The sequence below is a fragment of the Salinimonas sediminis genome, from assembly GCF_003429285.1.
In the GTDB taxonomy this organism is placed as follows: Bacteria; Pseudomonadota; Gammaproteobacteria; order Enterobacterales; family Alteromonadaceae; genus Alteromonas; species Alteromonas indica.
Map to the genome: position 1 here is coordinate 3,126,040 of NZ_CP031769.1, position 15,961 is coordinate 3,142,000.

The following is a 15,961-nucleotide window of genomic DNA, read 5'->3' on the forward strand; positions in this document are numbered from 1 at the left end:
TAGCGGTCTTCAACCAGGCTGGGTTAACGGCTGCCGGCAATGCGCTGTTTTAACTTTTGATAGTTTTTGCGGCCCAGCAATACCGAAGCGATATCGCCCACATAAAACACCCCATGTTGCAGGCAGTCTTTGTACGCGGTCAGAATATTCTTGCGGTTACCTTCGTGCTCGGCAATATCCAGCAATAAGCGATAGTGGGTTTTATAAAACAGGTTGCGCTGCGCGGCAGATAACCCAGCAATTTCAGGCGCAAACTTTGTAAAATACATTTGTTTTGCTGCACGAAAATTGCGGTAGTCTGGAATGTTACTGGTGGCGTTGCTTTTTTTTATCACCAGCACCTGGTCCAGGTTGCCTATCTGGTATTGGCGCAGTACACACAATACAAACTCCAGGTCCTGGTGGCGCCTAAACGCAGTATCAAAACGCAGCCCCTGGTCAAACACCTTGCGGCTAAAAAACAGGTTGCTGCCAGTGCCTATGCACATTTCATCGGTTAATACCCGCGCTGCGGTAATCGGCTGATGCATAGCCACCGTGGAAATATGGGTGGCAGAATAGTGAACCTCTACCCCTACACATACCCCCGCCAATGCCGGATTGTCGGTTAAATAGCGTACCGACTCAGCAATGCGTTCGGGCAAATACACATCGTCATCGTCCAAAAAGCAAATGTATTGCCCTTTAGCAGCGTCAATGCCGGTGTTTCTGGCTACCGCGCCGTTACTATTGTGCTGATGCGGTACATAGCGTATCCGGCTATCGTTAAGGGCTGCTAAAGCGGCTTGGGTTTGCTGTTGGGCCGGGCTGCCCTGGCCGTTGTCGTCTACTACAATAACCTCAACCTGGGCATGTGTTTGCGTTAGTACACTTTGCGCCGCAATTGCTACGGTATCGGCACCTTTGTAGGTAGTGATTATGGCCGTAACCAGGGCCGAATCAGGAGAGGTGTTTGGGTGCATAATCCAGCTTATTGGTTAAGCGCCGACAAATATACGTCCAGGCGGTTTTCAGCTCAGTTTTGGTCATGGCCCAGCGCTGATGACGCATGCAATAAAACCAGTATTTGGCAGTACGTAAGCGCCGGCCGGGGCTGAAAAACACCCGCTTGGCGTAAAAGGCACCACGGCCTATATCATACGAGTGCATTAAGGAATGATACTCTGCCTGTGTTTTGCGGCCATGATGATGCGATACAACAATTTCCGGGGCGTACTTGCCAGTGGCGCCCAGCCGCTGACATTCGGTAAGCAAGTCGGTATCTTCAGCTGCCTTGAAGGGCGAGCCCGCCCCCAGGTTTGGATCAAACCCATCGGCGCGAATCAACAGTTCACGTTTAAACGCAAAATTAGCCCCGTGTATCACCCCGGCCCGCATATAAGAGGTCGGTGTAAAGAACTCGGTAGTGGTCGAGAACTGGACCGTTAACTCCAGGTCGGTTGGGTCGTGTAACAGTACCCGGCCGCCCACAAAGCCAATGTCGTGCAGCTCAAAGTTGTTTACTATCTGGGTGAGGTAGTCGGCCTGGGGATAGCAGTCATCATCGGTATACGCCACAATAGGATACTGGGTGGCGGCCAGTCCACAGTTACGCGCATAGCCCAGCCCCTGGCGTTTCTCGGTGACCAGCTTAATCGGCAGGCCAGTGGCCTGCTTAACCTCTTGCACTACCTGCTGGGTGTGATCAGAGCTGTTGTTATCTACCAGCACCAGCTCCCAGTCATGCGCAAACTCAATGCGCGTAAAAGACTCTAAGCATAATTTTAAGGCTTGCGCCCGGTTGTACGTACAAATAACCACGGAAATCATATATGCATTATGCCTGCTGTGCGTCTTCTTCTTTGCCGTACACCAGCTCTTTAAAGTATGCCGAACTTTCCAGTAGCTGATTGTAGGTGCCCTGCTCGGTAATGTTACCGTCAGCCAAAATAAATATATTGTCACAGTGTTCTACTGTCGACAGTCTGTGAGCAATCATAATCACTGTCATCGACTTCGATAACTTGCGAATTTCCGCCAGGATGTTCCGTTCGGTAATGTTATCCAAGGCACTGGTGGCTTCGTCCATAATCAATACACTGGGGTTCTTATACAATGCACGGGCTATGGCCAAACGCTGCTTTTGCCCGCCTGATAATAAGTCGCCATTTTCGCCTACCACAGTGTCGTAGCCGTCACTTAAGCCCTCAATAAAGCCGTCAATATTGGCTTTTTGCGCTGCCGACTTCACCCGCTCCAGATCTATCTCGTCATCGGGAATACCAAAGGTAATGTTTTTAGCCACCGACTCGTTTATCAAAAAGACATTTTGCGGCACGTAGCCAATATTGCGTTGCCAGGCTTTTACGTTGTCGTTGGTCAGCGGCTGACCATCGAGCAAAATTTCCCCTTGCTTGTGCGATATCAATCCACACACCAGGTTGGCAATGGTTGATTTACCCGCCCCCGATGCTCCAACAAATGCCACCAGGCTGTTCGCCTCTATGGTCATGGTCAGGTCTTTAATGGCTGGTTGCGCTTCACCCGGATAGGCGTAAACCACATTATTCATTTCAAAACGCTGTTTGAACGGCAAGCGTTCACCGCTCAGGCTACTGTTGAGTTCACTATCTGGTACCGCGTCTTTGGCAGCATCAATAAATTCATCGCGCACACGGTTAACCACTTTGCCGTGGGTACGTAGCATAGTAAGCGACTTATAAATAGTTTGCGCAGCTGGCAGAATTTTATAACCCGCCATGGCATAAAAACTTAAGGTTTGCACAATCGAGGTGTTCGACCCTTCGGTAATCAGCAAAAATAGCGCTAATCCAACAATGGCCAAAAATATAATGGTTTCTACAATAAAGCGCGGTAAATCACCGGCCAGCGCCACATAAGAGTTAGCGCGCAAGCCCATACGGGTGGTATCGTCCAGTTGTTCTTCGTACCACTTTTCAACATGCAGCAATTTAACGTCACGAATACCTTTAATACTTTCTTGCAGTATTTCCAGCTTCTTCTGGTTAACGTAAGTGGTGATTTCGCCCGCTTCCACCGTCTTTTTACGTACGGTAAAGAATATCACCACATACACTGCGCTTACGATAATCGCGGTGATGATAGATAGCACCGGATCAACCACAAACAGCGTTAAAATAATCAGGCTAACAATGAAGAACTGCGAAATAAGCTGCATTAATGGCTGCAACACCATATAGATCATGCGCGGAATCTGGTTGCCAATTTTTGAAATCATATGGCTGCCGCTGTTCTTCATAAAATAGATGAACTGGTTCGACATATATTGATTGAACAAGCGGCGCTGAAGCTGGGCACCGGTATCTACGGTTACCCGGTAGGAAAACCACAGTACCACTGCCGACAACAGGTTACCGAAGAAAATCACCACACACACCAGCGCCGAATAGAAAATCAGAAACTCGTAATAACTTTCCGCCGGCGACAGCGCATATACCGTGGCAAAGGCTTCACTGGTTTCAAGAATTTCGGGGGTGGATATCAGTGCGATAAACGGCGCTATACTGCCTATCGTTGCAATTTGCGCAATCGCTGAAATAAGAAACAGTACCTGCAGAATATAAATTCTGCGTTTCTGTTGCTTATTCAACATGGAAAATAACGCTTTAATATTGTCGAGCATAATCTCTACGTTCTCTTTATTGTAGACTGCCTGGCAAGCCTGGGATAAATGTATTCAAAACCATTAACCACGTGGCTACGCGGTCTTTTTATGTTTTCTATCAAAATGATAAAGCCGCCGGGCCAGGCTGGTAAGTTGTTTGCCAGCACGGATATCTAATCCTGTTGGCTCGGCGCTGTAACCAAACTGGGTAAAGTCAGTGGCATAAAACTGCTGTACCCGTTCAATACTATTGGCGTTCCACTGAAGGTGACGCTTTTTACTGATTTTCGTATTGGGTACCGCTGGCAGTAACTGCCCGGTTAATCCCAACCGTTGAGATATTGCCTGGGACGCCTCGTTAAGGCCGTCTTCAAACTTAAATATGTCCACCTCAGGCGCGACAAAATAACTTTGTGGGCGCAAGTGGTTATCCAGCATATGGGGTGTGCTACGCGCCTTATCCAACGCATAGGCCACCCACTCCGGAAACAGGCTTTCCGGGTTTGCATGGCCTGCCAGCAGGCCCAAATCCAGCCGGTATTTATATTCACTTTCCAACCGTTTAAAAGGATTACGCACTACCGCAAAGCTATAATCTATGGCCATCTGCGGGCCTAGCAGACCCACAATGGTCTGGTAGCAAATGTGTTGCGGTGTAGCGGTCATATCCGGCAATGGCTGCGGGTTGAAAAGCATTCTGGTACACCCGGCAAAATCAAATAACCAGTCGTCTATCGAACTTCCCCCGGTTTTGGGAATGTGCACAAATACCACGTTCTTTTGTTCTAACTGAAAAACCGGCATAGCATCCTCGAAATAATAACAATCACGTCATCACGCTGATTAGCGCAGCGATGATAGCATTTTCTCTATATTCATAATATTGATACCGGCCGTATGGTTGGCCAGTACATGCTTGCGGGCTGCCTGTCCAATCGCAAAGGCTACCGCCGGGTTATCAATAACAAACTGCATTTGCGCGGTCATTTCGTCAATGTCATGCTCGTCGACCATAAAACCGGTTTGCTGATGGGTAATAACATCATTTATGCCAGCATGGCGGGTAGCAATGGTAGGCAAGCCCAATAACATGGCTTCGAGTACCGACACCGGCGTTCCTTCATGGTCACCATTGGGCGCAACCACTGAATGCTGTAAAAAACAGTCGCTTTGCTGGAGCTTTTCAATAACGTAGTCGTGCCCCTGCGCGCCGTGAAATATCACTTGCTGGGCCAAACCGTGTTGTTTCACATACTCTTCGCAAGGTGCCATAAGGGGGCCGTCGCCAATAATATGCAGGCGAGCATCGGCAGTGGTACGTAATATACGATGAAATGCCTCCAAGGAAACCAACGGCGCCTTTTTCGGGGTTAGCCTGCCCACAATAATAAAGTCGCGTACCTGAGTGGTTTGGCCGGTACGTTCCAGCGTATCACTGATATCCGCACCGCACGGGTTTACCGTGATTTTATGGGCCGGGCACCCCAGCGATTCCAACTGCGCCTGCATATGCCGTGACACCGCAATGATATGTGCGGCCTGCTCAAACAAACGGGTATAAGCCTGGCCATATTGGGCGAGCATTTCATCAGCATAAGCGTCCCAGCCATGAAAATGCGCCACCAGTTTCACCTTAGCCAGGCGGCAAGCATCCATTACCTCAACGGCGGTCGAGCCATATTCGGCCAGCACAATATCAATATTGTGTTTGGTTAAATAACGGGCTAATACGCGGCTATCGCTGAAATAATGATTTTCACCCGCCACCATGCGGGTCAGATTTTTCACCACCTTATAGGCCAAGTTCTGCGGCATCAGGCTTGCGCCTGAATAATGAAACCGGCGTTTTCCCGGATTACCAATCAGGCCATCCACCACGCCGGTAACTTTGGTAATGTGCAACCGAAGGAAGGTCTCGGAAGGGCTTAACGCACCTTCATCTTTTTTCACTGCAACCAGCATTTTCATATACGAATGCTTACCTTTGGCCCTGGGTAACATACCCCGACCGTTTTGTTGTTTACCAATGGGCGCGAATATAATGCATCAGACGCCGCTGTGCGACTATTTATCATCACAATGTGCGGCTTTTCAATAACCATAGTGATACATAGTTATACGCCAGCTTAGCCAGCAATTTTATATTGCCGGTATGACGCAAATAATACGGGTAACGCTGCTTAAGCCAGCGGGCATCTTCTGCTGACACTTTTTTCTTTAATAAGCCGCGTGCGCCCAGTAGTGCTTTAATGCGCGCAGTAAGGATCCGCCGCGCGGCCGTACCTGCATGGTCGGCTGGCAGCAGTTGCTGTTGGCGATGCAAAATTTTTAATACCAGCAATGTATGGTTAGTGCTGTTCTTACTGGCATTAGCATCGTGTACCCGCAGTTTAAGCAGAGGCTCGGTAATAAATACGGCCGGTCCTCGGGCCCAAAGCCGGACAAAAAAGTCCAGGTCTTCGCCCAGCTTCATGCTTTCATCAAAGCCCTGCTCAGGGCAGGCCGCGCGCAATACAACATTGGCAGACGGATACCAGGGCATCTCCAGCGTTTCGGTGAACACGGCCAACGGCGTATCAAAGCTCAACACGCCATCACTGGCGGTGGCAGATAATGCCCGCAGCGGCTGGCAGTAGTCACTGAATTTACCAAAATCTTCACTGGTTGCCGAAAAGCGGCCAAAATCAGATGCGCCAAACCAGGCATTGTGCGCCTCCATTGCCGTGACGACTTTTTCCAGCTTATGCGGTTGCCAGATATCATCGGCATCTAAAAACGCAATATATTTGCCGGTGGCCTGGGCCATACCCCGGTTGCGCGCCGACGACACCCCGCCGTTAGGTTTATCGATAACGATAATGTTTGGCTGGTTTTGGTATGCCTCCAACACCTCCATGGTATTGTCGGTAGAGCCGTCGTTCACCACAATCAGCTGCCAGTTTGTGAGGGTTTGCTGCTCTACGCTAGCAATGGCCTGGGCCAGGTAAGGCGCATAGTTGTAGCACGGCATTACAATGCTCACCAGAATGTCCGAACCTGCCATTTAGCGTAACTCCGCCAGCATCTGGCTTATTTCGCGATGTGTTTGGGCATAGCTGGGTAATTCTGATTCATATTCATCCAGGTTGTCGTCGCTGCGATATACATGCTCAATAGCAGCTACCATTTGGGCTACGTTTTCTGGGTCTACCGGAATAATATTGGGGTAGTCCAGACAGTTATTTTCAACAAACGGGGTATTACTGACAATCGATGGTTTTTTTAATACCAGGCTTTCCATAATGGCCCGAATACCCGACGCATACGACAGCCCTTTTTTAAGCGGCACCACCACCCCACGGGCGCCTTTGTACAAAGTAAATAAGGCTTCGTAGCTGATATTCTGCAGTATTTCGACATTGTCTGGCAGGGTAATCCCGTTCAGCAAATACGGTAAGGTAACTATTTTTACCTTAACCCCGGTTTGCTCGCTGGCCTTTACCAGTGTTGCGAAGTCGCGCCCTACGTCGCGGCCGATACTTAACAGGTAATCATGCTCGGTCGGTTCGGGGGCGTTGTCGAATACCGAGTTATAGAACTCTTCATCAAGCAAAAATTCCAGATGCTTGTATTTGGGCAGCAAGCTAAGCCCCAGCTTTTGCTCGTAATCTTCTACCTGTTGATGGTTATAGCCCACAATGCGCGTACAAGACGCCAAACAACGCTTAAGAAAGAACTGTTTTATTTTCATTTGCGGAATGGGAAACAGTGAGTCGTAATAAACCACTGGCTTACCGAATAGCGCGGCCGCAGCGCTAACCATGGAAGAGACATTATCTTTAACTACCACCACATCGACTTTGGCAATTTTGAATACCGTTTTAAGGTCGACCAGATTAATGCCATAACCGCGTAAAAAAGGAATAACCTTATTGCTAAGGCCTTCAAAGCGGGAGTCTGAGTCCAGTATGGTGTAGTCAGGATTTTTCATCAGCTCATAAAAGCCGTATAGCCTTTCTTTGGGTGCAATACCCGCTTCTATGTCTTTAAAATTACGCTGAACGCGGTTTGGAAAAACCAATAAAACCTTCATCTAAAGGCACATCCCTTAATTACTGCATGGTGTTGTGTGCGCCACGGCTGCACACAAATAAATATGGCCCTTTGGGGCCCGGCGATTACACGCATTTAACGGCGTAACCGGCGCATAATAGTGACGCGTTATTACCCGGCGTACAAGGTACAATAATGCTGTGCACTGGTGGCGGCACTATAGGCCGCAGGTAAACTAACCGACCAGGGTTTATCCAGCACCTGCTGCATTTGCGCAGTGTAGCCCTGCACACTGTGATCGCTTACCAGGCCGGCGGCAAAGGCCTCGCTTAGCAAAGGTTTCAGCCCGCCGGTGGCATGCGCTACCAGCGGCACACCTAATGCCAGGCTTTCCAGCGCCGTCATGGGCAAACCTTCATGGTCGGAGGGCATCAGCAAAAAGTTCATCTGGCTAATCCAGCTACGTACCACATCAGTATGGCCGTGAAACACGATATTGTCGCTGATACCTGCCTGCTGCGCTTGTTGCACCAGAGTAGCGTGTAGCGAACCGTCACCAAATATATGAAAACGCAATGGTTTACCGTCTTCGGGCTTCCGCTGCTCGCACAGTTTGGCCGCAGTGCCAATAAACAAGTCTACCCGCTTTACCGGCTCCAGCCTGCCTACAAACCCTATGTGTACGTAATTTTCGTCTACCGGTTCAACTTTATTGTTAGCAGCATCGCTTTGTACGTCTTTAGTGCTAATTCCATTAGCTATGGTATGTATACGGGAGGCCGAAAAACGCCCAGCCAGCTTTTGGGTTAGCTCGTCAGACACACTGATCACGCCATGTTGCAAATATCGGCCACAGTAGGTGTCCAGGGCAATTTGAATACGCTGTTTGGCGCTGGGGGTAAATTCTGGCGCACCATGGACGGTACGAAAGCATCGGGCGCGTACGGTTAAACGGTTGGCCACGGAACCCAGAATATTTTCTTTCTGGCGGTGGGTATGCACCACGTCGGGCTGAACCCGGCGCAGCTCCAGCTTAATTTTGTTCAATAAGGTTTTAAAACCAAAGCGGGTTTCATCAAGTACGGTTACCGTCACTCCGGCTGCCATCAGCTGCTCGGCTAATCGGCCGGGGTTCAATACCACCGCATTCACCTGATGGCCCTGACGTACCAGCTGCGCACATAATGTCCATACCTGTACTTCCGCGCCGGCCCATTTATCGCCCGACACTATTTGCATTATTTTCATTAGCGCACCTCTATACGTTCTAATGCGCTAAGTTCTGACGCTAAATCTTTAGTGATTTGCGCAGTCGCCGGGCAGGTTCTCGGGCAGCTCACCTGTAGCGCAAATACGCTAACCACCGGCGTGTTCAGCAAGCCGGTAAGCTGGGCAAGCTTGGTATCCATGTCGGTCAAGGTAGTACGCTGGCCTACCCGATAAAGCCAAAACACTTTTTGCGCCGAAGAAGACTGCGCCACATTTAGTGGTACGTTGTCTACTTCGATAGTAGTGCGTTGCCTAAGTTTCACGGCAGGTTTGTTCGCATAGTAAATCAGCTCTTTGCCTTGTTTCTGGCTGCGGTACGATGCCACAATCAAGTTTAGTCGGTAGCCGTTTTGCCGTGCACTGTACAACTGGCTCTCATCGCTGCCCTGGTATACCGCGCCCGCTGAATCTATTGTTCGGCCTGTAAGTTTAAACTTCGCCAGGCCTTGCGGCAGGGTTACACTTATCGGATCGGCCGAAATACCGCTACGCAGTACCTGCCAGCTCAAAGGCACCACCACAAAGGCGCCAAGTGTTAAGCCCACCGCGGCGAGCATTTTGCCGTTAAGCGGTAGTGAGGGTTTACTACCCACACTGGTAAATTCACCATCTTTGGCTTCTAACCGTTTAGCATAAAAGAAGAAAAACACCGCCAGTACGGCAAATATTATCCAGCCAAAGAAGCCGTGGTCGTGTACCAGCTCACTTTGCATTTTAGACTCGTAGCCAATAAGAATTAGCAAAAATACCCGAATCCAGTTGCCTACCAAAGATAGCACCACAATCAGCGCCACCGCTTTCAGCTGTAGCGAAACCCGTTGCAGGTTCAAATAAGCGTAAAACACACCTAAACACATGCCCGCCAATAAGTAATTCAAGCCCGCACAGCCATGGGCAATGCGCATAATGCCGTAGGGCATATGAATATCGTAGTTTTCAATAAAGGCGGTAATACCGGTAGCCAGAATCATTCGGGTATTCACCCAGGTGGTAAGGTTTTGCAGCGGCGTTACCAATATATCCATAATAGGCAACGCTAAATACAACGCCATCACCGGCACCAGCGTTTTCAGGCTGTTGCGAAACCCCACCATGGCCGCCAGCACACACCATAAAACGCCGGGTAGTACCAGGGTTTGGAACAGCATAATTTGCACAGCTTCGGCCGCCAGCCAAACCAGCCCGGCCGCAAAGGCTAAAGGCACAAATGCAAAAGACGGCGAAAACTGCTGCCAGCGAAAATCGGTTACCAGTACATAAATAGCGAAGCCCAGCAAAATATAACCATGAGAATAGGTTTCGTTATTTTTGGTCCATAGTTCGTGGAGGGTGTGGTAGGTGTCGGGTACGGCCAGGCCGGTAATGACCAGTGCCGCCACAATAACAGCCAGCACTTTCCAGCTGACTGACGATACTAAACCTGATGTGTCCATATGATGCTTAAGATTCCTGTTACTTCTGCGGCGCTATATTTATGCTTCCACACGTGTTCCACGCCCTGTTTTCACAGGCTGTCGGCGGCTTAAGAAGGCCCCTTTGACCGCTAGCACAAAGGCATGAGGCATAACGCAAATAGTAGTAAAAAATTATCTGTAATTTTGATGAGCCTTATCTTACTCTTTACGTATATTAGTGCAACTTAACCATCTGTATCGGCGCCAGTTAACATAAGGCATTAACCGGTGCAGATGTTTGTACTTCAGTCGCAATACTCTGTAAAGTATTACCTACCTGGGCAGTCACTAAAACAAATGGATATGACGTTTTTATTCTGGTTATTCTTACTACTTTCTGTATTTAGTTATTTTATTTACCCGTTTACCCTGCTTTTACTGAACAAGTTTAAAGCGCGTAACCGATCTTATGGCACAGTGGAGGACGCTCAGGAGTACCCTGATGTTACGCTAATCGTTACCGCGTATAACGAAGAAAAGCGAATTACCGACAAAATAGAAAATTCCCTGGCGCTGGAGTATCCCGAGGGCAAACTTGCCCTGGTGGTGGCGTCGGACAGTTCTACCGATGCAACTGACACTATTGTGCAGTCATACGCTGACCGCAATATCCGGCTAGTGCGGGCAGAAGAGCGTTTGGGCAAAGAAAACGCACAGCTTACTGCCATTAAAACAGTGGATAACGGCATTATTGTGTTTTCAGATGTTGCCACGCGCATTGAACCTGACGGTATTTTAAAACTGGTACGTTATTTTGATGACCCTGAAGTGGGCGCAATATCCAGTGAAGACCGCTTTGTAAGCAAAGATGGCAGCGTGGCGGGCGAAGGCGCTTATGTGAAATATGAGATGTGGTTGCGCAAGCAGGAGTCGCGATTAGCGGGCCTGGTTGGGCTGAGCGGCTCCTTTTTCGCGGCGCGGGTAGAAGTATGCGAGCAGTGGGACATTCACTCGCCCAGCGATTTTAATACCGCCCTTAACTGCGTACAGGCTGGTTACAAAGCCGTGACCGCCCCTGATGTATTGGGTTTTTACACTGATTTGGCGGATCCCAGTAAAGAATACGCCCGCAAAATTCGTACGGTAATCCGGGGCATGACTGCACTGGAACGTCATACCGAAGTACTTAACCCGGCAAAATTCGGGTTGTTTGCGTACCAGGTATTTGCACATAAATTACTGCGCTGGACGGTGCCATGGACCCTGCTGGGGCTGTTTATCGTTACCCCTTTTTGCATGATGGATGAAGGCGGCTTTTATGTGCTGGCTTATCTGGGCCAACTGGCGTTTTATGGTATTGCTATTGCGGCGCATTGGTCGGCGTCGTTACGGGATAAATCCTGGGCCAAAATTATTTACTTCTTTACCCAGGTCAATATTGCCTTATTAGATGCCGGTATTCAGTTTTTATCCGGTAAACGCATGACGGTATGGCAGCCGTCGGACCGATGAGCTGGAATCAATTACCGCCGGTGGGTACCAAGGCGCTACCCTGGTCGCAGGACTACGCCCCCAGCCCTTTAAGCTTTGCCGGGTTTGACTATAAACTAGTGAACTCCGGCACGGCGGCGCTTGGCGCTATTTTGCGCTGGGACGTGGCCCAACGAACCAGCGACCAGCCCTATAAAGTGGTGATTCCCGGTTATGCCTGCCCGGATCTGGTGGCGGCCTGCGTGTATGCCGGGGCGGTGCCGGTGATTCTTGACCTTACCGATACCCGCTACCAGTATAATAACGAACAACTGGCAGCGGTAGCCGATAGCATTAGCGCCGTTATTTGCCCTGCATTATTTGGTATTAGTATGCCAATAGCTGAATTGCGGGCCACCCTGGGCGACGATGTTCTGATTATTGAAGACAACGCCCAGTGGTTTCCTGAAACCGCTATTAACCGACAGCGCGCCAGTTTAAAAAACTATCCGCTTCCCGCCGATACCCACCAGGCCGACTTTTTTATTACCTCGTTTGGCCGGGGTAAACCGGTAAATTTACTTGGTGGCGGTTTGCTGGCTTGGAACACCTCGCGGGTGCCCTCTTTTACCCTTAGCCTGGAGGCGGTAAACGAACATCCAGGTAAATTAAAAATGCAGGCCCGGGCCTTTAACCTATTGTGCCAACCCTTTTTTTACGGAGCCCTTAGCCGGGTGCCGGGCTTGCATTTGGGCGCTACGCGCTATCATGCACTGGACAGCGTAACGGCTTTGTCTACCGCCAGACAGCATAGTTTACCCGCCGCCGTGCTGGCCTATTTACGGGGGCACCGGGCCGCTCAGCAAACCCTGCAAGATGCCTTGCCTTTGCTGTGGGCCGAGCAAGCCGGTGACAAACGCTTATTACGGTTTCCACTGATAACCCAGTCGGCTCAAAGCCGGGACACCCTGTTACATAAATTAAATCACGCAGGGCTTGGCGCATCGGCAATGTATGCAAAGCCGCTACGCGACATAGACGGGATGGACAAACTGGTAGAGGCCCCTTTTGCCACGCCGGTTTGTCAGCAGCTGGCAGACTGTATGCTCACGCTTCCTTTACACAAAGGGGTTAAACCGAAACATGTACAGCGCATGATTCACATTATTGATGAACAGCGCCAGTGGCTAAGTAATAAACCGGCTGCATGATTGAATGAGTAAGCAGGACAACATGGATATAGATTCGGTAAAAGCTGAATTAAAGCAACTAAAAGCAAGTAAAGGCAAAATTGCCCGCCAGTTTAAAACAGTAGAATCTGGCAGCGCTGAGCACACGGCGCTGATTGAACAAATGCAGCAGGTTAGCAGCCGGGTAAAAGAGCTGGAAGCCGAGCAAAAAAGGCTGCTCAATGCCGAAACTGAAACTACCCAGGCCGCCCCGCCCCGGGTCTTACCGGCCCAGTTTAGCGCGATTAAAAAACAATTCGGGCAAAGCTTTGAGGTTACCCGGATAGCTGCTGCGAAGGTACCTGACGAGTGGTGGCAGTTTGCCGCCCAGCACCCGCGTAGCTCAGTTTACCATAGTCGGGAAATCTGGGAGTTTATCAGTAGCCAGCCGCATACTACCGCAGAATTGTTGTTAGCCCGGGACGGCAAAAATCGTATTATTGGTGGCTTACCGCTGATCATTATGACCACCCCGCTACTGGGCAACTTCGCCGTATCTATGCCATTTTTCAATTATGGCGGCCCGGTAACTGAGTATACCGATGTGTTTGAAGCCCTATTGGGGGTGTGTAAACAGGAAGGGGAAAGCGGCGAGCTCAAATACGTTGAAATACGTACTTTGCAGGCAAGTGCGTATCCCTCATCCACCAAGAAAGTGTCGATGCTGCGGGCGTTACCTGATACCCCTGCGTTATTCGACGAAGAAGTAGGGGCTAAAGTGCGCGCCCAGGCTAAAAAAGCCGAAGAATATCGGCCTCGCTTTAAAATTGGTGGTAAAGAATTACTGGACGATTTTTACACCGTGTTTGCCCGCAATATGCGCGACCTTGGCACGCCGGTAAACGCTAAAGCTTTCTTTGCGTTATTGTTAGATAAGCTGCCAGAGCAAACCCATATTGCCGTGGCATATGTAGATAACCGGCCTGTTGCCACCGGATTCTTGCTGAGCCATCGTAATATGATGGAAATTCCCTGGGCCTCCACGGTTCGTGAAGCCAATAAAATGAACATGAATATGTGGCTTTACGACAATATTTTGAAGTTTGCCATTAACAAAGGGATGCACTGGTTCGATTTTGGTCGCTCTACACAAGATGCTGGCACCTATCGATTTAAAAAACAATGGGGCGCAGAGCCGTATCAGCATCACTGGTATCAGTTTAGCCAACACCCGTCAGGCGACTCGCTAAACCCTGACAATCCAAAATTTAAGCTGGCTATTGGTGTATGGCAACGCATGCCCGTGTGGCTTACCCGAAAAATTGGCCCCTACGTATCAAGCCAACTACCCTGATATGGATATCAAATTTCACAGTGGGCTGGCCGCCATGTCGGCCCTGCAAGCTGACTGGCAAAATTTAGCTGATACCTGCCAGGCACCGGTCTTTATTGACTACAACTGGTGTATGTATCAGGCCCGGTTGAATAGCGAAGCGCCATTAATTATTAGTGCCTGGCAGAACAATACCTGCGTAGGCATTTTACCGCTGACCTTAAAATCGCTGTCTCGCCGGTTTAATACCCGGGTGCTAAGTCACTTGTGCCAGCGTTTTACAGACTATCATCATGTATTGTGTGCCCCTGAGCAGCTGGAAACGGTTGTATCAGCGATGCTTAATAGCCTGACCGCGAGCCGGTTTAAGCGCTATTCTTTGCTGATAAACTATCCGGACAGCGCCTTGCGTGATGCGCTTTTAGCCCACAGCGATGCGGTGACCTGCCAGAGTTGGCAACACACCATGTACCGTATAGACGGCGCGCCGATTAAAGCAAAAGTAGCCCGCGAAGCACGCCGCCGTATGCGTAAGTTACAACAAACCGGTGACATCGAGTTGCATACCGATATGCCATTTGATGACGCATTGCTTAACTGGGTGCTGGATAAAAGCGCCCAACGCCACGGTAGCAACAGCTTAACAGCGGCTACGCAGCGGGAGTCGGTTATAGCATTGCTACGCGACTACCGCGCCCACCTGCATATAGCCTGCCTTATAAAAGACGGCAATTATCTGGCAGCCCACATAGGGTTTAAGCAGCAGAATATGCTGTATTACTACGTGCCGGTAACCAGTGACGAAGAGCGCGGGTTATCCCCCGGCATAATTTTACTGCATGAAATTATTCAGCAATTACCTGATATGCAGCTTTCTGCCATTGATTTTTTGCGCGGTGAGGAAAGTTATAAGGATGACTGGGGAAATGTTCAGCGCACCGAGACTGCGGTTTTAGTGAAAGCGAGTGTCGGAATGAATATCAAAGATGCGTTGTTCACTCGCTTGTGGTTAAAGCGGAATGCTTAGGGGCTTTGCCGCGTTCCGGTCTGCAACCCAAGGGGCTCTGTGGTTTGAGTCACCTTTTGGTTTTACATCCGGCATATCCAGGTGGCAGCCAAATCTTCCGAAGCTTTAATTTGTCTTTAATTTTAACATCCGGCTACTTTCGGTAGTTTTTTACTTTGCGGCTTTTGTTAGCGTTATCCCTGCGGGCTGCAAGGTTTATTAAGCATTTGCCGCGTTGGCGGCGGCAACCCAAGGGGAACACGTCGTTCCCCTTGGGAATCCCCGGACGCCCCTGCCGTGGAACTACATTCCCCACTCCGTTCAGATGCCAGTCACCGACCACGACGGGGCTTCCTTGCCCCGGCCTGGTCTGACTCGGGTTCCTTCCCTCGTCTGCCCGGCATTTTTACTGACCGGATTGGGGAATCCCACGACAAGGGGGGCATGAGTGGATGGAGTTACGTTTTAGTTTTACATCCGGCTACTTTGGGCAGTTTTTTGCTTTGGCGGCTTTTGTTGGCTTTATCCCTGCGGGCCGCAAGGTTTATTTAGCATTTGCCGCGTTGGCGGCAGCAACCCAAGGGGAACACGTCGTTCCCCTTGGGAATCCCCGGACGCCCCTGCCGTGTGACAACATTCCCCTACCCGCTCAGATGCCGGTCA

13 protein-coding genes are annotated in these 15,961 nt (G+C 49.8%); 4 read left to right on the plus strand and 9 right to left on the minus strand.

From position 1 onward, the window contains the following. Positions 1–23 precede the first annotated feature (23 nt). The 9 genes from D0Y50_RS13880 to xrt all read right to left on the minus strand — a co-directional run bounded on the left by D0Y50_RS13880 (position 24) and on the right by xrt (position 10,359). Positions 24–962, minus strand: a complete 939-nt coding sequence (locus tag D0Y50_RS13880; RefSeq protein WP_117317446.1) for a glycosyltransferase family 2 protein — start codon at positions 960–962, stop codon at positions 24–26. Further along, the gene (locus tag D0Y50_RS13885; protein WP_117317447.1) at positions 940–1,809 is read right to left on the minus strand and encodes a glycosyltransferase; all 870 of its coding nucleotides are present in this window, start codon (positions 1,807–1,809) and stop codon (positions 940–942) included. Before D0Y50_RS13885 ends, D0Y50_RS13880 begins: the two co-directional genes overlap by 23 nt. 7 nt (positions 1,810–1,816) lie before the next feature. After that, positions 1,817–3,643, minus strand: a complete 1,827-nt coding sequence (locus tag D0Y50_RS13890; RefSeq protein ID WP_108565921.1) for an ABC transporter ATP-binding protein — start codon at positions 3,641–3,643, stop codon at positions 1,817–1,819. 75 nt (positions 3,644–3,718) lie between these two features. Further along, positions 3,719–4,429: a sulfotransferase family 2 domain-containing protein gene (locus D0Y50_RS13895; protein ID WP_117317449.1), complete on the minus strand. Its 711-nt coding sequence runs from the start codon at positions 4,427–4,429 to the stop codon at positions 3,719–3,721. Between the two features lie 39 nt (positions 4,430–4,468). Further along, complete coding sequence (locus D0Y50_RS13900) at positions 4,469–5,593, minus strand: glycosyltransferase family 4 protein (protein WP_170145516.1); 1,125 nt, start codon at positions 5,591–5,593, stop codon at positions 4,469–4,471. 106 nt (positions 5,594–5,699) lie between these two features. Further along, the gene (locus D0Y50_RS13905; RefSeq protein WP_117317454.1) at positions 5,700–6,668 is read right to left on the minus strand and encodes a glycosyltransferase family 2 protein; all 969 of its coding nucleotides are present in this window, start codon (positions 6,666–6,668) and stop codon (positions 5,700–5,702) included. Further along, positions 6,669–7,697 carry a glycosyltransferase gene (locus D0Y50_RS13910; RefSeq protein WP_117317456.1) on the minus strand — a complete coding sequence of 343 codons (1,029 nt, stop codon included), beginning with the start codon at positions 7,695–7,697 and terminating at the stop codon, positions 6,669–6,671. It abuts the gene before it with no gap. Positions 7,698–7,828: 131 nt separating this feature from the next. After that, on the minus strand, positions 7,829–8,905 hold the full coding sequence (locus D0Y50_RS13915) for a glycosyltransferase (protein WP_108565916.1): 1,077 nt from the start codon (positions 8,903–8,905) through the stop codon (positions 7,829–7,831). Next, positions 8,905–10,359 (minus strand): exosortase, encoded by a 1,455-nt coding sequence (gene xrt, locus D0Y50_RS13920; protein WP_117317458.1) that lies wholly within the window; start codon positions 10,357–10,359, stop codon positions 8,905–8,907. The genes D0Y50_RS13915 and xrt overlap by 1 nt, the downstream gene beginning before the upstream one ends. A gap of 255 nt (positions 10,360–10,614) precedes the next feature. On the opposite strand from xrt, the gene D0Y50_RS13925 reads away from it, so the two are divergent. The 4 genes from D0Y50_RS13925 to D0Y50_RS13940 are packed head-to-tail and all read left to right on the plus strand — an operon-like array spanning position 10,615 to position 15,319. Further along, positions 10,615–11,832 carry a glycosyltransferase family 2 protein gene (locus tag D0Y50_RS13925; protein WP_232366266.1) on the plus strand — a complete coding sequence of 406 codons (1,218 nt, stop codon included), beginning with the start codon at positions 10,615–10,617 and terminating at the stop codon, positions 11,830–11,832. After that, positions 11,811–13,001: a DegT/DnrJ/EryC1/StrS family aminotransferase gene (locus D0Y50_RS13930; RefSeq protein ID WP_117317460.1), complete on the plus strand. Its 1,191-nt coding sequence runs from the start codon at positions 11,811–11,813 to the stop codon at positions 12,999–13,001. The genes D0Y50_RS13925 and D0Y50_RS13930 overlap by 22 nt, the downstream gene beginning before the upstream one ends. Positions 13,002–13,023: 22 nt before the next feature. Beyond that, positions 13,024–14,313 (plus strand): FemAB family XrtA/PEP-CTERM system-associated protein, encoded by a 1,290-nt coding sequence (locus tag D0Y50_RS13935; RefSeq protein WP_170145517.1) that lies wholly within the window; start codon positions 13,024–13,026, stop codon positions 14,311–14,313. Position 14,314: 1 nt separating this feature from the next. Further along, positions 14,315–15,319, plus strand: a complete 1,005-nt coding sequence (locus tag D0Y50_RS13940; RefSeq protein ID WP_117317464.1) for a GNAT family N-acetyltransferase — start codon at positions 14,315–14,317, stop codon at positions 15,317–15,319. The last annotated feature ends 642 nt before the right edge of the window (positions 15,320–15,961 follow it).